The following is a 19,858-nucleotide window of genomic DNA, read 5'->3' as shown; positions in this document are numbered from 1 at the left end:
ACATGAGTATTATCCTTGCCGATTACAACCTCATCAAAGTTATTTTTGATGGTATAAATACCTGCATTTACCGTGCCTTCAAAGAATCAGACCAAACTTCAGTAATTATCAAAACTCTAAAAACTGAATATCCCACCATAGAACAAATTGCCCAAATAAGGCACGAATATCAAATACTGCAATCTTTGGAAATAGAAGGAGCTATTCAACCTCTAGCCTTAGAAAGCACACAAAATGGTGTTGCACTGATCTTGCAAGATTTTGAAGGAGAAACACTCAAGGATATTATTAGCACCCACAATTTGAAACTCAACAATTTTTTGCAAATTGCTATTCAATTAGCTACAACCTTATATCAACTACATCAAAATCATCTCATTCATAAAGATATTCAACCTCATAATATTCTCATCAATTCCAACACAGGTAAAATAAAAATTATCGATTTTAGCATTGCATCACGCTTATCTAGAGAAAATCAGATAGTTAACGATCTCAATTTGCTAGAAGGTAGTCTAGCTTATATGTCGCCTGAGCAAACTGGGAGAATGAACCGCTCAATAGACTATCGAACTGATTTTTACTCCTTAGGCGTAACATTTTACGAAATGCTAACTAGCAAGCTGCCCTTTGTCGCAGATGATCCTTTAGAATTAATTCACTCACACATTGCTAAAATCCCAGTTTCGCCTCACGAATTAAATGCCAAAATCCCGCTAGCAGTTTCTGATATTGTCATGAAATTATTAGCTAAAACTGCTGAGGAAAGATATCAAAATGCCTTAGGGCTAAAAGCTGATTTAGAACTATGTTTACGACGACTGCAAACAACTGGTAAAATTGAAAATTTTGTTGTTGGTAAACTTGATTTATATAGCCAATTTCTGATTCCCCAAAAACTTTACGGTAGAGAGCGAGAAGTTACCAAATTGATCGATGCCTTTGAGCGGGTTAGTTCTGGTGCAACTGAGTTAATGCTAGTTAGTGGGTATTCTGGCATTGGTAAATCTTCTTTAGTAAATGAAGTTCATAAACCCATCATTCGCCAGCGTGGCTATTTTATTTCAGGAAAGTTCGATCAGTATAAACGCAATATACCTTATGCTTCATTAATTCAAGCTTTTCAAGAATTAATCCGACAACTCTTAACAGAAAATGCTACAAAAATAACAAACTGGAAAACAAAAATTTTAGAAGCCGTTGGTGTCAATGGCCAAGTTATTATCGACGTTATTCCTGATGTTGCAAAAATTATTGGTTCTCAGCCTGAAATACCACAACTAGGAATTAATGAAGCTCAAAACCGCTTTAATAGATTATTTCAACAATTTATTCATGTATTTTCTCAAGCCGAACATCCACTGGTAATTTTTCTGGATGACTTACAGTGGGCAGATACAGCTTCTCTCAAGTTAATTCAACTGCTGATTAGTGACCCAGAGAGTAAACATTTATTAATAATAGGAGCATATAGAGATAACGAGGTGACTCCGACTCATCCATTAATACTAACTATAGAAGAATTGCAAAAATCCAGTGGAGATGTTAACAATATTGTTCTCCAGCCTTTAGAAATTTGGCATATCAAACAATTAGTTAACGATACATTCCGTATTTGTCTAGAAAAATCACAGGAACTAGCTGATTTAGTATTACACAAAACTCAAGGCAATCCATTTTTTGTAACCCAGCTACTGAAATCTCTTTATCAAGATAAATTATTATTTTTTAATTTTGATACAGGTTGTTGGGAGTGGAATATTGAACTAATTCAAGACATTGATATTACTGATAATGTCGTTGAATTAATGGTTAATCAAATTCAAAAATTATTACCAGAGACACAAAAAGTTTTAAAATTAGCTGCTTGTATTGGCGATAAATTTACTTTAGATATTTTGAGCATTGTTAATCAAAAATCTTTGTCAGAAACAGCCAAAGAGCTATGGGAAACTTTGCAAACAGGTTTAGTTTTACCTATAGACTCATCTTATAAAATACCCCTGGTTGTTAACGAGCAGTTAGAAGAACAGCAAACAATTGCATACAAATTTTTGCACGACCGCGTACAGCAAGCATCTTATTCTTTGATTCCAGATAGTGAAAAAAAAGCAACTCATCTGAAAATTGGGCAATTGCTTATTCAAAAAACTTTGCTGGAAGAGCAAAAAGAAAATGTCTTTTATTTAGTAAATCATTTAAATCATGGCATCGATTTATTAACTTCAGAATCAGATAAATATGAGCTAGCTGAACTTAATCTTATAGCAGGACAGAAAGCAAAAGCAGCAGCGGCCTATGAGTCTGCCATGCGCTACTTAAAAGAAGGTTTAAGGTTATTAACAGTAGATAGCTGGCAAAATCAATACGAATTAACGCTATCAATTTATGAGTCAGCAGTAGAAGTAGCCTACCTCAACGGTCATTTTGTACAAATGGAGAAATGGGCAAACCTTGTTCTACAGCAAGCAAAAATTCCACTCCATAAAATGAAAGTCTATGAGGTAAAAATCCAAGCTTGTATGGCACAACTCAAACCAGTTGAAGCATCGAAAATTGGTTTACAAGCTCTAGAATTGTTAGGTATTAATTTTCCAGCTTCACCTAGTTTGTCAGACATTCAGGAAACTCTTAATCAAACAGCTACTAATTTAGCTACAAAAAAAATAGAAGACCTGATTGACCTACCGTTAATGATAGATATAGATAAGTTAGCAGCTATCAGGATGCTAACTTGTATGGGATCGCCTACGTATCAAGCTGCTCCTGCATTATTTCCGTTGGTGATATGCGAACAAGTAAATTTATCTATTCGTTATGGAAATGCATCTTTTTCAGCTTATGGTTATGTTTGTTATGCAGTCATTTTAAACAGCATTATTCAAGATATAGATTCAGCTTATAAATTTGGTAAATTAGCATTAAGCTTAGTGGAAAAGCTAAATATTTTAGAATTAAAAACAAGCATCTTTTTTGTGGCTGCATCATGTACGATGCATGGAAAAGTCCATGCTAGGGAAACGTTGCCACTTTTAGAAAATGCGTACTCTAGTGGACTAGAAAACGGACAGTTTGAATATGGTTGCTATGCTGCGGTACAAAAATGTCACCATTTATATTTCCTTGGAGAAGAATTGCCAAGACTGGAAAAAGAAATAGCAAGAATCAGCCATGTTATAGCTCAACTTAAACAGGAAAATGCTTTAAGTTGGAATGCAATCTTTCATCAGTCAATTTTGAACTTACTCCGACTTTCTGAAAATCAGTGTCGTCTAGTAGGTGAAGTATACAACGAAAACGAATCATTGCCACTACTAGAAACAGCTAACGCTAGAACTGGACTTCACTACTTGTATTTAAACAAACTGATACTTTGCTATTTATTTGCTGACTATCAACAAGCGGCGCAAAATGCAGTACAAGCCGAACAGTATCTAGATGGAGTCAACGCATTTTTTCATGTGCCAGTATTTCATTTCTACGATTCTTTAGTACAACTGGCAATTTATCAATTAACATCCAGCGAACAGCAAAAATATCTCTTAGATAAAGTCATTAATAACCAAGAAAAAATGCAAATTTGGGCTAACAATGCTCCAATGAATTTTCAGCATAAATATGAGCTTGTGGAGGCAGAAAAAGCGCGAGTATTAGGACAACATTGGCAAGCAATGGAATATTACGATCGAGCAATTGCTGGAGCTAAAGAACAAGGATATATCCAGGAAGAGGCTCTTGCCAATGAACTAGCAGCAAAGTTTTATTTTGAATGCGGTAGAGAAAAGGTAGCTCAGACTTACCTTACTGATGCTTACTATGGATATAGTAACTGGGGAGCAACAGCAAAGCTGAGAGATTTAGAAGTAAAATATACCCAAATTTTTGCGCGGCTGTCGGAACAAAGAACCCACAGACCAGAAAAAAAACAGATCGTCCACTCTCTGAATAAAAGTATTAGCGAATCTTTTGATTTAGCAACAGTTCTCAAAGCTTCACAAGCGCTTTCTGGTGAAATTGTTTTTGACAAATTACTAGCGAAATTGATGCAAATTGTGTTAGAAAATGCTGGTGCAGAAACAGGATTTTTAATTTTAGAGAGGGGCGGAAATTTATTTATAGAAGCTTCAGGTAGGTTTGGTAAAACTGAAATCAATGTGCAGCAATCAACACCTGTAGAATTAAGTCACCAGTTACCTTTATATATTATTAATTATGTATATCAGACTCATGAAAATATTGTACTCAACGATGCTACCCGTGAGGGGGGATTTACGACGGATAGCTATATTGTTCAACAAAAGCCAAAGTCTATTTTATGTAGTCCAGTTATTCATCAAGGTAAGTTGATTGGCATTCTTTATTTAGAAAATAAATTGATTGCTGGGGCTTTTACGCCCGAACGATTAGAAGTTTTGCAACTTTTATCATCACAAGCTGCAATTTCATTAGAAAATGCGCGTCTCTATAATGATTTAGAAGAATATAATCGCACATTAGAAATAAAAGTTAAAGAGCGCACTCTCGAATTACAAGATAAAAATTTACAATTACAGCAAGAAATTAGTGAACGGCAAAAAGCTGAAGAAATAGCTGCATCTGCCAACCGTGCCAAGAGTGAATTTCTCGCCAACATGAGTCATGAACTACGAACTCCCCTCAATGGTATTTTGGGTTATACTCAAATTTTCCAGGGAGATACATCTTTAACTGCTCAACAAAGGAATGGCATAAATATTATACATCAATGTGGCGAACATCTACTAACACTAATTAATGATATTTTAGACATCTCCAAAATAGAAGCTCGAAAAATGGAGCTTTATTTACAAGAGTTTCATTTATCGGCTTTTTTAGAAGGAATAGTAGAAATTTGTCGAATTCGATCTGAACATAAGGGAATTAGCCTAATTTTCCAACCTTTATATCCATTACCTAGTCTAATTTGTGCGGATGATAAGCGCTTACGTCAAGTTTTAATTAATTTATTAAGTAATGCAGTTAAATTTACAAAAAAAGGTAGCATTACTTTTAAAGTAGGCTATGTAAATCAGTATGGAGAATGGATAATTAATACAAATAAACTTGCAGAACAATTATCAAATTCCAAAATTCGATTTCAAGTCGAAGATACAGGAATTGGGATTGCTACAGAGCAATTAGAAGAGATATTTTTACCTTTCAAGCAAGTAGGTGAAGATAGCCTAAAGACAGAAGGAACTGGATTGGGATTGTCTATTAGCCGCCAATTGGTTCAGATGATGGGGAGTGAATTATATGTCGCAAGTGAATTAGGTAGAGGTAGCGTTTTTTGGCTAGATTTGGAATTACCAGAAGTTGCTCAACCCACAAAAAATAATGTTAATGAATTTAACATTATTGGTTTTGTAGGTGCTAAACGCAAAATTATGGTGGTAGACGATAAATGGGAAAATAGGTCTGTGTTGGTTAATATTTTAGAACCTCTAGGTTTTGAAGTTGTAGAAGCAAGTGATGGTTTAGATTGTCTTGGCAAAGTCCCTGAATGTCAGCCAAACTTGATTTTTATGGATTTGGTAATGGCAAAAATGGACGGATTTGAAGCTACCCGTCGCCTGAGAGTGCTACAAAACTTTAAGGAAGTGATAGTGGTTGCTGTCTCCGCTAGTGTCTTTGAATTCGATCAGCAAGAAAGCCGTAAAGTAGGCTGTGATGATTTTCTGGCGAAACCAATTAAAAAAGCAGAACTTTTAGAAAAGTTACAGGTTCACTTGGGATTGGAATGGGTATACGAAGATAAAGGTAAGGTAAGAAAGATGAAGGACGAAAACAAAAGTCCTGCTAATACTTTAAACTTGACATCTCAGACTCTTATTGTCCCTCCTTCAGCAAGTGAACTGGCAATTCTGCTAGATTTGGCTATGCGGGGTGATTTAAGAAGCATTGCTGAACGAGCTGTAAAACTAGAAGAAATAGATGAGGAGTTGCAGCCTTTTGCTACTCATTTATATCAACTAGCTAAAGGTTTTAAAGGAAAACAAATATTGGAATTTCTCCAAAAGTATTCTGAGTGCGTATGAAAAATGATGTTAATAAATCGAGTGTAATCTTAATTGTTGATGACACTCCCATCAATTTAGAAATGCTGTTTGATTTTTTAGGCCAAGCAGGATTTACCGTTTTGATTGCTGAAGACGGTGAAAGTGCGATCGCCAGAGCCGAATATGCCCCACCTGACTTAATTTTATTAGACATCCTCATGCCGGGTATGGACGGTTTTGAAACCTGCCGTCTCTTAAAAAGCAGTGAATTAACACAAAATATTCCTGTTATTTTTATGACTGCACTTTCCGAAACAGTGGATAAAGTTAGAGGCTTTGAACTGGGTGCAGTCGATTACCTTACCAAACCACTCCAACACCAAGAAGTCTTAGCCAGAATTCAACTTCATCTCAAGCTGCGAACTCTGACAAAAACACTACAAGAACAAAATTTACGTTTAGAAAGCGAAATCGCTGAACGCTTACGAGTTGAAGAAAAAATCCGCGAACAAGCTGCTTTGTTAGATATAACGAGCGATGCAATAATTGTCAAAGATTTTGTTAATCAAATCCGTTTTTGGAACAAAGGGGCTGAGAATTTGTATGGCTGGAAGGCTACCGATGTAATTGGTATGAATGTCAATCAGATTTTATATCCACCAGAAAGCTTATCCCAAATCCAAAATATTTCTGCAAGTATAGCTGAGTCTGGTTTTTGGCAAGGTGAATTGCATCAGGTTAATAAACAAGGAAAAGATATTATTGTTGCTAGCCGTTGGACTTTAATGCGCGATCGCAACGGTCAACCAAAATCAATTTTAACGGTAAATACTGATATTACCGAAAAAAAACATTTAGAAAATCAAATTTTGCGGGCGCAACGTTTAGAAAGTATTGGCACCCTAGCTAGTGGTATCGCCCATGACCTAAACAATATACTGACTCCCATTTTGACAGCATCACAACTGTTGCAACTCAAAATGTCTGATACTAATGAGCGCAATCAACAGATGTTGCAGACCATAGAAAATAATTCTAAACGTGGGGCTGCTTTGGTCAAACAAGTCTTGCAGTTTGCGCGAGGAGTCGAAGGACAGCGTACCATCGTGCAAGTTAACCATCTGTTCTCAGAAATTCAGCAAATTGTCCAAGAGACTTTTCCAAAATCCATTGAATTGGCAGTAGATATTCAGCCAGGACTTTGGGCTGTAATTAGCGACCCAACGCACCTACATCAGCTACTGATGAACTTAGTGGTTAATGCTCGTGATGCTATGCCTAGAGGTGGTCAGATTAAAATCTCTGCGGAAAATCTCTTTATCGATCAACAGTATGCGCGCATGAATCTTGATGCCCGTGTCGGTGCTTACATTGTGATTACTGTTGCAGATACAGGCATCGGGATGCCCTCAGACATCCTTGACAGAATCTTCGAGCCGTTCTTTACTACTAAAGATATTGGCAAAGGTACAGGATTGGGTCTGTCTACCGTCAGGGGTATCATCCAAAGTCATGGTGGTTTTATAACTGTGGCTAGTCAGGTTGCTAGGGGTAGTGAATTTAAAGTTTACTTGCCAGCAGTGGAAGTAGCAAAAACACCACAAGGACAAGACCTGGAATTGCTCAACGGTAACGGAGAATTAATTTTAGTAGTTGATGATGAAAGCGAAATTTTAGAAACAACCAAAATTTCTCTAGAAACTTACAACTACAGAGTTATGACAGCAAGTAATGGAATTGAAGCGATCGCTCTCTATGCTCGCCACGAAGACAAAATCAACCTAGTGTTGATGGATATGATGATGCCATCAATGGATGGTGCTACTGCCATTAGTACCTTACAAAAAATGAATTCCCAGGTCAAGGTTGTGGCTGTTAGCGGGCTGAATGCTAACGATAAACTCACTAAAATACCTGGAGTTAAAAAGTTTATTCCTAAGCCATACACAACCAAGGAGTTATTGCAGACTTTACACAATATTCTTGTAGAGAAAGCCCCAAACCCAAAAGGTGCCGTTAAAGCTTGACACTCACTTGCTAACCCATCAAATTAATGGAGGCGATCGCTTTTACCTACCGTTGTATTTTCCTAATTTCAATCCAAAATCCTATAACTTCGGTACTTTGAGGATTCTTCCAAGAATAGCAGTTGCCAGTTAGGTTAAAACATAAACTAATGGTAAAATCCTGACACCAAGACACTTTGAAACCTGTCGCCTGTTGCCCTTTGCCTGTTGCCTGCCATAGCATAGATATATTCGCTGCGGGCTACCCTACTGATGAACAGCCATGTCAGAAACCACCCTACCTGCACCTCTAATTGAAATTCCACCCACCCAAGCACAACTCCCTTATGATGATGGTGTCCCAATGGAAAGCGCACGGCACAAAGTCCAAATGGACTTGTTGATAGATGGCTTAATCCCTTGGCTGTCACAGCGAGAAGATGGATTTGTCGGCGGCAATATGTTTGTCTACTACAGTCTGGCGCAGTTGCGAAACCAAGACTTTAGAGGGCCAGACTTTTTTGTGGTGTTGGGTGTCCCTCAAGGTGAACGCAAAAGTTGGGTGGTTTGGGAAGAAGGAAAAGCGCCGGATGTTGTCATTGAATTGCTTTCCCAAAGTACAGCCACCACGGACAAAAACGAAAAAAAGCTGATTTATCAAAATCAAATGCGCGTACCAGAATATTTCTGGTATGACCCGTTTAACCCAGATGATTGGGCGGGTTTTTCTATCCAACAAAGAGTTTACCAACCACTGGTGGTTAACGATCGCCATCAATTGGTGAGTGAATCCTTAGGGTTAGCCTTGCAGCGCTGGCAGGGAAATTACAAAGGAATTGATGCAACTTGGCTACGCTGGGCAACTTTGGAGGGAGAATTACTACCAACGCCTGAAGAACAAGAACGCCAACGAGCCGAACAAGAACGCCAACGAGCCGAAAAGGCAGAGTCCCAGTTATTACAAACGGCACGCAACTTACTGGCGGGTGGTATGACGGTAGAACAGGTAGTTAACATCACAGGCTTAGATGCATCAGCGATCGCACCATTGATACCTCCATCTGAGTCGTGATAAAAATGGCAATTGCCTGGTATTTTATTCAAAACTACCTAAATTTGCTGATTCACAATACAAACGATACAATTCGCAGGAAAATTTAGCGCGATCGCACTCAAGTTTTATCAGCCCAATACTTTCTAATTTATAAGCAAGCATAGATTCTAATTTTATATCTTGTGCAGCAATTAACTTTTTAATCGCACCACCCAATTCTCGCTCCTCCTGGAGTGCTGTTAACAGCCGTCGTAAATGGTCGTTATAAATTCCTGATTCCGTGGGAGCTTGTTGTAATAGCTGCTTTAAGGTAACTTTTCCCTGAGAAACGTGATACAAAGCTAGGCGCACTAAATAGGGATGTCCCCCCACCATTGACATCAGTTGCTTGGCTTCTTTACTATCTCTCCAATCTAGCCCATGACGCTGTGCTAAATCCTGCACTTGCTTGATTGTAAATGGGGGCAACTTTAGCGGTAATCCGATATTAAACGGTGATTGGTTTAGCTTTAAAGGAATATAAATTTCTGTTGAATAAGCCACAAGCAGCCGGAGTTTTTCCCAAATTTCTATTTGCTTAGCTTGCTCGTGCCAAGAACGCAACAAAGGTAAAAATTCTTGAGCGATCGCTGGATACTCAAACACCCGATTCACTTCGTTCAATGCCAAAACCAAGGGACAACTAAGATCTTCTAGCAAATACCTTTGAAAATAATTGGTACAGCTAACTTTGCTGCCGATATCTTCATCCCAATATTCATGGAGTTTGGATTCTAGCTCTAACTTACTACTGATGTTGGCACAAAACCAACGTAAAAATTTATCAAGATTGCAAAATACTGTTGAGTCTGCTTGCTGAAAATCCAAGTTCACACTGCGATAGCCAACGGATGTAGCGTAATCAATAATGCGTATCATCAGAGAGCTTTTTCCCATCTGACTAGAGCCTTTGATGCGAATAACACACCCCGGCTCAGTAATTTCTTTGTAGGCTAATTCCTCAATTGGCGGACGAGGGATATAAAACCGGGAAGATAGCATTACTGGTCCGCTGGGAAATTCTAGCGTAGTAACGGTACTGGTGGCGTGTTTCTCAATCTGTTGCTGTTGTGCTTTGGTGAGGGGGCGTACCTCTAGGGTGTGACGGAAGTTGGTTTTGCTAATTGGTTCTCCAAAAATTTTACTAAGTACATGCCACAACTGAGAAGCTACTTCTCTAATACTTTGTGCCCCATAGTGAACTTCACCTGCCATGTGATTGTAAGTTTTTCCCTCCCAGGACGAGCGCAACACTAATTCTTGCAGGGGTGTCAAAGGTTTTTTTTGGCTGACTGATAGAACTTGTATCACTTGATCGATGTTCATTTTCTAGATGCGTAGGCAGCTTTTTACCTTGATTAAGATCTAGGCAACTCCGACAACCCAAAATGTAGTTAATGTTCGGCTATGTTTTAGAGTTAACAGTAGTATATTTGTTCAAAAACCTACAAATCAAGTGTTGACAATTATATTTTTACATGGTATTCAGTAAGTTATTATATAGCAATTAAGCTGCTTTTAACAGCAAAGACTGAAATCTATAAACGAAATAATATTGTTTTTATACTAAATAATTATTTTGTTTATACACTTATAAAATACAAAATGTAGGTAATTTTTGTAGTTCTAGCCATATCTTGACGAAAATTAAGCAACAATTTTCTCTTTACTTAATTTCTGGTTTAATTTAATAATACTTTCAATGCAAAATAATTAGTACAAAAATATTGAAGGTTCTGCTTTAGTTGTCGCAGAAAACATATTATTTTAGTTAAATTAATAATTGCATACATAAAATATTTAAAAGATATTTAGTAACAGCAAAGCCTATTTACATAAATCGAATGAATAAATTTCTATTAAATATTAAAAGATTGACAAAATATAATGATATGAAATAATTAACATCTATCCATTTGGATGTTGTCTAAAATTATTCAAATTATATGGTCAAAGATGAACATATTAATTATTGTCGCTGAAGTCAGCCTTATAATATTTGTGTTTTTACTTATCAACTGGCTTGTAAGTAAAACATTTAAGCTGTTTATTAAGTCCTCTATATTTAGAAGCAATGATAAGAGTATCAAAACCCTACGACGCAACATCACAGGGTTACTCTTACTTGCTTGTTTAGTCTTATTTATTCTGATTGTAGGTGCGAATGGTTATTTAGTTTATCGTGGTGAAAACCTCCAGGAATACACATTAGCCATGATTCGTCGTATTCCATTAGCATTTTGGATAGAGCTAGGAATTGGTATAGCTAAAAGTGTTGGCGTATTGATTGGAACTGCGATCGCACTGAAATTTCTCAATTATTCTCTGAAGGTAGCTACCACTCGCGCCAAGAATTTAGAAAGAAGTACTGCTGACGATGAAAGTATTGATGCTTTCTTCAACGCCCTCAATCAAAGAGTCAGTGGTGGAATTTGGCTGTGGGCTGCAATTTTGTGTGCCGAGTTTTTGAAATTACCACCAGCAGTTTCGCAATATCTCTACATTGCACTGCGGATTTATCTAATTATCGCCGTCGGTTTCCTGATACTCAAAGCAGTTGCAGTGTTAGTTGATAGCCTAGATGCTTTGAGCCTCAGATACTCTAGCCCTGATAATCTTTTGAGGTTCTACGATCGCCTGCGACACCTGATACCCTTTTTAAAGCGGTGTCTAGAATTTGTAATTTATGTCTGCATGGCGACATTGGTAATTCAACAAGTGCAGTTAATTGCCAACATAGCGGCTTTTGGCCCGCGAATCATCAAAATCATCGCCATTATCTTTATTAGTCGTGTAATGTTTGAGGTGGTCTACTTATTTATTGAAGAGGTGCTGTTTAAAAACCAGAATCTAACTGACATTCAAAGAAGTAGACGCCTGACCCTCGTTCCTCTGCTTCGTAGTTTCTTACAATACTTCATTTACTTCGGCGCGATCGTTTCCATTCTTTATACCCTGGACATCGATCCTACTCCCATACTTGCAGGTGCAGGTATTGTCGGTATAGCTGTCGGCTTAGGAGCACAAACGCTGATTAACGATATCGTTTGCGGCTTCTTTATTCTGTTTGAAAACTACTACTTAGTGGGTGACTATATCGAAGCTGGAAAAGCCGAAGAAAAAGTTGTCGAAGGTATTGTCGAGGCAATTGAACTGAGAACCACCCGTGTGAGACATCCGAATGGTCAATTGCAGATTATTCAGAATGGGAATATTGGCTCAATTACTAATTACTCCAAACAGTACATCTATGCAGTAGTAGAAGTTGGCGTTCCTTATGATTCCAACTTAACTCATGTCTATAAAGTAATTGAGGAGGTAGGACAGCAGTTAAAAGCAGATTATCCAGATGTACTCGAAGGTACACAAGTGGATGGCATCGAAAGTCTTGGGGAGTCTAACTTGTTGCTGCGGACATTGACGAAAGTCAAGCCAGGAAAACATCTGCAAATCCAGCGTATTCTTCGCAAGATTTTTACGGATACTCTATTGCGTGAAGGAATTGTTATTCCCAGTGGTGTTGCAAATACAGAAGATTAATTTACTAACAATTATAGAGTCATTTAATTTTGAATTTTGGATTTTTCCTGCGATGGAAAATCCAAAATCTAAATCATGCTTCAACAGCAACAAACTTTCAAACTACTTAAGATTTGAGGTAAACACCAAATGATTTATACGCTCATTGCCCAAGCGGCAGAATCTACATCAAAAACCCCAATACCACCAGCACCGCCCACTATGCCAACAGCAGCACAAATGAATGCTTTTTTATATACATTTGCGGCATCTGTAATTGTTTTTTTTGTCATCTACGTATTACTCTTTTATGTACTGCGAGCCTTTTTTAGGCGTACAGAAAAAGATACAGCCCTGCTCATTCTTGCGATTTCACAAACCCCATCCATCACAATTTTTATATTTGCTAGTCTCAAGATTTCCCTATTCCAATTAGGTTCAGGAGGAATTATAGATTGGATTGACCGAGGATTGACAGCTTTGCTAATTGCTACTTTGACTTACTTAGTAACTGTATTCTTTACAGAAGCAGCAATTTCCTACTTAAAAGACTACGCCCGCAAAACTGAAGCTGTCTGGGATGACGTATTAATTCCACTACTGCAAAACTGTATTCCAGTAATCACATACATAATTGGAATCTCTCTGTTTTTTAGCACCCTTGGAGTTGATTTAAGTGGCATCGGTTTAGCAATAGGTAGCATTACCGTAGTTTTGGGATTGGCAATCAAAGATATTTTAAGCGATTTTTTCAGCGGGTTGGTATTGTTAGTTGATACACCCTTTAAATTTGGAGATGTTATCTCCATGCCAGATGGGTCAATTGCAATTATCAAACAAATTGGTATCCGGGTGACCAAACTATATTTGATTAACGAGCATTGCGAGGTATATGTACCAAACACATCATTGGGCGGTCAAAATATCGTCAATCTCAGTCGTCCTACAACCCACTATGCTTACACAATTAAAGTCTCAGTCAGAGTTGATGCTGATGCAATAGTAGCAACAAAAATTTTGCAAGAAATCATCATTGGGCATCCAGATACTTTAGGTGATATCGATGAGAAACTGCAATATTTAGACAATTTTGCGGCATTAAGAGAAGCAGAGGATGATAAAATATCAAAAAAAGAAGCAGGACGACTGCGTTTATTAGTTGAGAAAGATGTTAATGAACAGCTGCAAAAGCTTGAACAAGCATTTGAATATTTTGCCCTGGAAATTAAGCAGCTAGAAAAGGGAGGCTTGAATTCAGAGGAATTGAGAAGTATCCAGAAAACCTATCTGGAAATATTGAACATTGCTGGTCTGGTGGTAATTACAGAACGTAAAGGTAAACGAGTGCGATCGCGCCTAGAAGAACAACAACAGGCTGGAAAACCAACTTTGATTATTTTGATTCGTAAATGGTATGAAACTTGGCTTCAAGACCCTGATTTAGTATTTGAAGACAAAAATATTTTACCTGACGAATGGGAACAAAAAATTGAACTTTTGAAAATCAAACTGAATAAGATTTTTCAAAAAATTTCTAATCCTGGAGTAGATGAAACCAGATTAGATGATTATTCATTAAAATTTGTTGAATGGTTGCATGACAGTTTTAAAGAATCTAATACTGCCTGGAAAGAACCACAAGTTCAACTAACTGATATCCAAGGCTCTGGTATGCAATTTTCTGTAAGATTCTACGTTGATAATATTCAATTAGAACACTGGCGGCGTGGTAACCGCGTCCAAAATGAGGTGCGTCGAGAAATGGTACGGCGTTTAAGACAAGCTTATATTTACACACTAGGATGATGAAATAGAGGTTATCAAATAACCTCATAGTATTTCTCGCTTTTGTGAGGTACAAGGTAGGGGCGTCCCTACCTTGTACCTTATGTAATTGGCAACCGCTACATATATGGACACGATATCAGCCACTTATACCATTTCACTAAAATCCTGATACAAATTCTTTCCCCTCTGCTCCCCTGCTTGCCTAGTTTCACAGTTAGGTTTAGAAATTGGGAAAGCAAATGTATCCGATATCGGTTCCTCAACAAATATGGATGCTCGTCTAATGGAAGTGAGAATTGCTTTAAATCAAGAAAGTAGCTGTATTGTAGCAGCAATGACGAATCTTAATGTTGATGTATCAATAGGTCTTGAAGAATGATTCGATGTTTGGTAAATGAACTGAGAAAAATACTTATTGCTTGGTTGCAATTGAGATACCAACGCAATCAAACAATTGCAGGAACTGTGGGAATACTTTGCATTACATTTCTTATTTTTATGCAGTTGGGATTGAGAAATGCTTTTTTAGAGGGAGCATTGCAATTAACTTTGAATCTTAACGCAGATATTGTTTTAGTTAGCTCCCTCTCTTCGACTGTACTGCAACCAGTCAGTTTTTCATCTAGACCTTTACATCAAGCACTGGCACTCAAAAATGTTGAATCTGTCGCACCACTTTATATTAGTTCGACCCAATGGTATGACAGAAATCAGTCTGTTTATCGCATTCGCGTAAATGTCATAGGTGCTCCTACAAACATACAAACGCTAAACCTACCCGGAGTAAAAGAGAATCTTGACAAACTAAACAGGCAAAAATTTGTTTTATTCGACCGTAATGCCAGAAATGAATTCAATCCCATCATTAGCGAATTTAAAGAAAAAGGAGAATCATCAGCAGAAGTTTTAGGAACTACTGGTTCATTGCAGAAACTTCGAGTTGCTTAACTATTTGAATTGGGAGCCAATAATGCTTATGACGCTACTTTTTTGATGAGTCCCGGAACTTTTAGTGAATTATATAGCTAACTATATAGCTAACTAAAATATCAACTACCGAATAACAAATTAATACGATCAAAATACTGGAGCAACATAGCGAATAGTACGTAATTAGCTACCATGAGGATGCCAATGAATATGTGTGGTGTTTTAATCAATGTGACTTTCATAAGTTAACTAAAGTGAGGGTAAAAAAGTGGGAAAAATGTACCCACTTATAACGTTTGAATACCCTACAATTTGTAGCTTTACTATCTACTTATGAAATCAGTTGAAATACTGAAAGATTTTCTCATCTTCATGATTGAATTTAGCTCGTGTCCGCCTAATCACTTATCCTTAAAATCTCTTTGCATCAAAACATCCTCCGAAGTTCATATCGGTTGGTAAGCTGATGCGCTTTTAAATTGCATAGTTCAATTCGCTAGAAAGACGGGGGGACGCAAAGATGCAATTTGAATGACGATTAGCTTACGAAAGAATAATCTTTTTAATACCAGACACTAATAGACTTTCGCAAGCCTGTTGCCTATTCCCTGCTATGGCGATCGCAATTCAATCTTCGCTCCAATCTTCACGACCTAATAGATCTATAATCTTGTCCCGAAGTAAAAATTCATTTTTTTCTAGCTCAAGTTCCACGCAAACCCACTCACGACCAGGAATATATCTACACAAAGTATAAATTGGCTCGTTACGACGAATTACTCCTTTTTTAACGAGTTCACGTGCTTCATCTTTGATAACTTCAATATCATATTTAACAAGAGTATCCATAACAAAACCCCCTGGATGTTTACGACGCAGGTTGAGCCTAAGTATTAACACTTGGACTCTAACTTCAATTTATCGAAACTATTTGAGGATTTTGTGAAGATTGTAAATTACATTGCTAATCGTCGATTTCCATACCATTGGCTCAAATCGTCTTCCATCGCCTCAATAATCCCAATCGCCTCAGTTATTGATTTTCCATCAGCGCTTAAAAGTGCAAACGCTTGCTCTACCCTTTGTTGATAGTCTTGCGGGCAAACAGCAAATCTATTAGCGATCGCCGTCGCCCCTTTTTCATTCAATAAATAATCTTCATTAAGCGCGAATAAAACCTGATTAATACATGCCACACTGCGGAAACAACAACCTGCTGCATAAACAACATCATTGCGTGCGATTGCCTTTTTTGCCACTAACAGCGAGAAACTTATTTCCCAGGCGAAAGTATCAATAGTTGCCTGTTTTAGCTGCTCTGGATAAGGTTTTGTTTTTACCTTTAAAGCTTCTAAAACACCATCAGGGTCGTAAAGTATCTGGCAAATAGCAATTTCCCCCATATAAATAGAGGACACAAAACCATGAGGATGTCCTGGTTGATAATCAATAGTAATGCGTCCCATATGGCAATCATCAATGACACGATTCACCTTTGCCAAATCGCGATAGAGAAAATCTACACCTACACCTTCCACTTTTAGCCAACCGCCGCCGTTAATCCACTTTCCCCATTCACCAATTCGAGTAATCAAATTTACGCGATGGTTGTCATCAAGTTCACAGGCAAGGCGATTCAGAGCAACTAAATCAGGCGGGTTTTCTGGATTATAATAAATGCCCAAATCCACATCTGACTTGTTCGTGTGGTTTCCTCGTGCCCGCGAACCACCCAGTGCGATCGCTTTAATTCCCTCAATTGAACGCAAATTTGAAACAATATGATTGATGAATTGGGGCGATTCCTGATTCATAGAGCGATTGTTAAATTCCTATCGCTGTCATTCTATATTTTAAAGACAAACCCTGAGCAGGGGAGCAGGGGAGCAGGGGAGAGTTCAATGTGCCTTGTTCTTTCCCCTCTGCATTTCAAACTTGTAAGAAATGCGGGAGAAACACCCCACCTTGCCACTTAGTTAAAGAGGAAGTCGAACTGTAAATGTACTGCCCAGTCCTGGCTGACTTTGAACGTGAATGCTGCCTTTGTGTGCTTGGGCGATCGCTCTTGCTATGGCTAATCCCAGTCCGGAACCGCCAGAGGTACGGGAGCGATCGCGATCGACTCGGTAGAAGCGATCGAATATTCGCTTTTGATGTTCAATAGCAATGCCAATTCCGGTATCTTGAATTTTAATAATGGCGTAAAACTCACTATCTGACAAAAAAACCGTGACTTTTCCCCCGCTAGGTGTTGCTTGAATTGCATTCACAATTAAGTTAGAAATTAATCGATAAAGCTGTTCTTCATTTCCCATCACATACAATTTTTCTGAAACTTGCACCTGCTTAGAGAGATTTACCTGATGTTCTAGTGCCAAGAATGCTAATTCCTCCATTAAATCGCTAATCAAATCATTCAAACAGCAAGGTTGATATTCTCCTGTTAGTTGTTTTTGGTCTATCCTTGTTAACAGTAACAAATCTCCTACTAATTGCGATAAACGACGATTTTGGCGTTTGAGAACCTCTAAAATTCCACTACTTGATTTTGGTTCTTGCTGTAACTTAATAGCAGCCTCAATCGTAGAATACATTGCTGCTAGGGGTGTGCGAAATTCATGGGCAGCATCAGCAGTAAATTGTTGCATCTGTTGGTAGGAAAGATATACAGGTTGCATTGCCCTTCCTGCTAACCACCAACTAGACAAAGCAACGAAAATCATGGAAATCGGCAATCCTAACACCAAAGTTAATTTTAAAAAAGTAATATGCTGTTCTAAATCATTCAGGCTTCGCGCTACTTGGAGATAACCCGAAACCTGACTTTGAGTATATAAAGGTAAAGTAATTTGACGGTATCGAGTGCCAGAATAATCTGTGATAACTTGCCAACCTGGCGATGGTAAAGTAGTTTTTAAATTATCAGCTTGTATACCTGTAATTGCAAATATTTTTCCCGATTTATCCAACAAACGTATATAATAATTGACTGGATTAGCTACCTCTACTAAAGGTTGTTTGATAGTAGTTTTAGGCAAACAGTTTGTTGAAGTTATACATAATTCTAAGGAAAGTTCCTTAGCAAGTTGCTGTAAATGTCCGGGTTGTTGCCAAGCAGGTTCAATACTGTTATGGAGTGCATTTGCTACTGATTGTAATCCCTGGTCTATGGTTTCATTGTAAGCATGAGCAACCACACTATAAACTCCTAAACCAGACAGGCCTAAAATACTACCCATGACGAGGGTATACCAAGCAGCTAACCGCAACCGAGTCTGGCGGAAAATAGGATTACGTTCCATATTGCTAAAACCGGCTTAAAGTATTGCTGTCGAGTTAGCAAAAATCAGCAGCCTGAATTTTGAGACGATAGCCGACACCATAAATAGTTTCAATTAAAGATTCGCTATCTTCTTCTCCTAATTTACGTCTTAATAAGCGAATTTGTGCGGCTACTACATTACTAACTGGTTCTGCACCAATTTCCCAAAGCTGATTAATAATTTGGTCGCGGCTGAGAATTTGGTTAGGATGCCGCATAAAATATTCCAACAATTGGAATTCTTTGACAGTTAAAGCGAACACTTGCTTTTCACCGTCACAATACTGACGAGTCAGTTCATGGGTGCTGTAATTGAGCATTAGACAACCTACTTGTAAGCGTCGAGCTTGGAGTTGGGGTGTAAGTGTTGTTCCTGTGTAGGAGGCTCGGCGTTGTAATGCCCGCAATCTGGCCAGCAGTTCTGCCATATCAAAAGGTTTCACTAAATAATCATCTGCACCACTATCTAAACCAATAATCTTTTCTTCCATTCGGTCTTTAGCCGTTAGCATTAACACAGGTAGAGTTAAATGGCGATCGCGCAACCATTTACATAACTCTATTCCTGAAACTCCAGGCAGCATCCAATCAAAAATCGCTAAGGTGTACTCAGTCCAGCCAGTTTCTAGATATTGCCATGCTTGAGTCCCATCTAAAAACCAATCAACTACATACGCTTCATAAGTTAAGACTTGTTTGATTGCTGCACCTAAATCTTCTTCATCTTCAACTAATATCAGCCGCATAACCAATCCAGTGCTAAAAGCTTCTTTTAATTACGCTTTCACAAAACAGTGAAATAACTATGAAATGTTGATTCTACTTTAGATAGAAACTGGTTTTCGTAATTCGTAATTAAATTTATGTAGGCTGCATTTCTCAACTTTGGGGTTTTGATAGTGCTTGTAATTCTTCCCAACTGTAATGACGGGGTAATTCAACTGGTTTGCGATCGGCACCTAATCCCAAGCTTATAGTCGGCTGAAGTTCCTCAATAAATTCCTCTGCGTACTGAGCTAATTTATTGGCTGCGACTGTGCCAGTAATTGCTCCTGCAACGCCACCAATGGCAGCACCTAGTGGTCTATCGCATTAATTTTGCTGGGTTAGAATGGAAACAGAGAGTCGAGCGATCGCAGATCAGAAGAGTATGCCAAAAAAGCACATAGTAAAGCTAACACAA

Annotated in this window: 11 protein-coding genes; 6 read left to right on the top strand and 5 right to left on the bottom strand. The window is 38.0% G+C overall.

What is annotated here, in order from left to right:
• The first annotated feature begins 2 nt into the window (after positions 1-2).
• The 3 genes from H6H03_RS28975 to H6H03_RS28965 all read left to right on the top strand — a co-directional run bounded on the left by H6H03_RS28975 (position 3) and on the right by H6H03_RS28965 (position 9,095).
• Entirely contained in the window at positions 3-6,056 is a 6,054-nt protein-coding gene (locus H6H03_RS28975; RefSeq protein ID WP_190958512.1) for a hybrid sensor histidine kinase/response regulator, read from the top strand.
• On the top strand, positions 6,053-8,044 hold the full coding sequence (locus tag H6H03_RS28970; RefSeq protein WP_190958511.1) for an ATP-binding response regulator: 1,992 nt from the start codon (positions 6,053-6,055) through the stop codon (positions 8,042-8,044). Before H6H03_RS28975 ends, H6H03_RS28970 begins: the two co-directional genes overlap by 4 nt.
• A gap of 262 nt (positions 8,045-8,306) precedes the next feature.
• Positions 8,307-9,095, top strand: coding sequence for a Uma2 family endonuclease (locus tag H6H03_RS28965; protein WP_190958510.1), 789 nt, complete (start codon positions 8,307-8,309; stop codon positions 9,093-9,095).
• Between the two features lie 24 nt (positions 9,096-9,119).
• On the opposite strand, the gene H6H03_RS28960 is transcribed toward H6H03_RS28965, so the two are convergent.
• On the bottom strand, positions 9,120-10,442 hold the full coding sequence (locus H6H03_RS28960) for an AAA-like domain-containing protein (protein ID WP_190958509.1): 1,323 nt from the start codon (positions 10,440-10,442) through the stop codon (positions 9,120-9,122).
• Positions 10,443-11,072: 630 nt separating this feature from the next.
• Here H6H03_RS28960 and H6H03_RS28955 point away from each other — a divergent pair.
• From H6H03_RS28955 to H6H03_RS28945, 3 genes are all read left to right on the top strand, one after another.
• Positions 11,073-12,656, top strand: coding sequence for a mechanosensitive ion channel family protein (locus H6H03_RS28955; protein WP_190958508.1), 1,584 nt, complete (start codon positions 11,073-11,075; stop codon positions 12,654-12,656).
• A gap of 129 nt (positions 12,657-12,785) precedes the next feature.
• Positions 12,786-14,441: a mechanosensitive ion channel family protein gene (locus tag H6H03_RS28950; RefSeq protein ID WP_242058030.1), complete on the top strand. Its 1,656-nt coding sequence runs from the start codon at positions 12,786-12,788 to the stop codon at positions 14,439-14,441.
• Between the two features lie 357 nt (positions 14,442-14,798).
• Positions 14,799-15,371 carry a hypothetical protein gene (locus H6H03_RS28945; RefSeq protein WP_190958507.1) on the top strand — a complete coding sequence of 191 codons (573 nt, stop codon included), beginning with the start codon at positions 14,799-14,801 and terminating at the stop codon, positions 15,369-15,371.
• Positions 15,372-15,980: 609 nt separating this feature from the next.
• On the opposite strand, the gene H6H03_RS28940 is transcribed toward H6H03_RS28945, so the two are convergent.
• The 4 genes from H6H03_RS28940 to rppA all read right to left on the bottom strand — a co-directional run bounded on the left by H6H03_RS28940 (position 15,981) and on the right by rppA (position 19,421).
• Positions 15,981-16,202: a DUF4327 family protein gene (locus tag H6H03_RS28940; protein ID WP_190958506.1), complete on the bottom strand. Its 222-nt coding sequence runs from the start codon at positions 16,200-16,202 to the stop codon at positions 15,981-15,983.
• Between the two features lie 107 nt (positions 16,203-16,309).
• Positions 16,310-17,167: a nucleotidyltransferase domain-containing protein gene (locus tag H6H03_RS28935; protein ID WP_190958505.1), complete on the bottom strand. Its 858-nt coding sequence runs from the start codon at positions 17,165-17,167 to the stop codon at positions 16,310-16,312.
• Positions 17,168-17,329: 162 nt separating this feature from the next.
• Entirely contained in the window at positions 17,330-18,655 is a 1,326-nt protein-coding gene (gene rppB / locus H6H03_RS28930) for a two-component system sensor histidine kinase RppB (protein ID WP_190958504.1), read from the bottom strand.
• Positions 18,656-18,689: 34 nt separating this feature from the next.
• Positions 18,690-19,421 carry a two-component system response regulator RppA gene (rppA, locus tag H6H03_RS28925; protein WP_190958503.1) on the bottom strand — a complete coding sequence of 244 codons (732 nt, stop codon included), beginning with the start codon at positions 19,419-19,421 and terminating at the stop codon, positions 18,690-18,692.
• Positions 19,422-19,858 lie beyond the last annotated feature (437 nt).

Origin of the sequence: Nostoc paludosum FACHB-159 (assembly GCF_014698835.1) — a bacterium.
Classification (GTDB): domain Bacteria; phylum Cyanobacteriota; class Cyanobacteriia; order Cyanobacteriales; family Nostocaceae; genus Nostoc; species Nostoc paludosum.
The sequence above is the reverse complement of the archived record's forward strand: the minus strand, read 5'-3'. Positions and strand labels throughout refer to the sequence as shown.

Excerpts from the sequence above, each read along its gene's own strand:
- H6H03_RS28975 (WP_190958512.1), top strand. The coding sequence starts at position 3 with ATGAGTATTATCCTTGCCGATTACAACCTCATCAAAGTTATTTTTGAT.
- H6H03_RS28970 (WP_190958511.1), top strand. The coding sequence starts at position 6,053 with ATGAAAAATGATGTTAATAAATCGAGTGTAATCTTAATTGTTGATGAC.
- H6H03_RS28965 (WP_190958510.1), top strand. The coding sequence starts at position 8,307 with ATGTCAGAAACCACCCTACCTGCACCTCTAATTGAAATTCCACCCACC.
- H6H03_RS28960 (WP_190958509.1), bottom strand. The coding sequence starts at position 10,442 with ATGAACATCGATCAAGTGATACAAGTTCTATCAGTCAGCCAAAAAAAA.
- H6H03_RS28955 (WP_190958508.1), top strand. The coding sequence starts at position 11,073 with ATGAACATATTAATTATTGTCGCTGAAGTCAGCCTTATAATATTTGTG.
- H6H03_RS28950 (WP_242058030.1), top strand. The coding sequence starts at position 12,786 with ATGATTTATACGCTCATTGCCCAAGCGGCAGAATCTACATCAAAAACC.
- H6H03_RS28945 (WP_190958507.1), top strand. The coding sequence starts at position 14,799 with ATGATTCGATGTTTGGTAAATGAACTGAGAAAAATACTTATTGCTTGG.
- H6H03_RS28940 (WP_190958506.1), bottom strand. The coding sequence starts at position 16,202 with ATGGATACTCTTGTTAAATATGATATTGAAGTTATCAAAGATGAAGCA.
- H6H03_RS28935 (WP_190958505.1), bottom strand. The coding sequence starts at position 17,167 with ATGAATCAGGAATCGCCCCAATTCATCAATCATATTGTTTCAAATTTG.
- rppB (WP_190958504.1), bottom strand. The coding sequence starts at position 18,655 with ATGGAACGTAATCCTATTTTCCGCCAGACTCGGTTGCGGTTAGCTGCT.
- rppA (WP_190958503.1), bottom strand. The coding sequence starts at position 19,421 with ATGCGGCTGATATTAGTTGAAGATGAAGAAGATTTAGGTGCAGCAATC.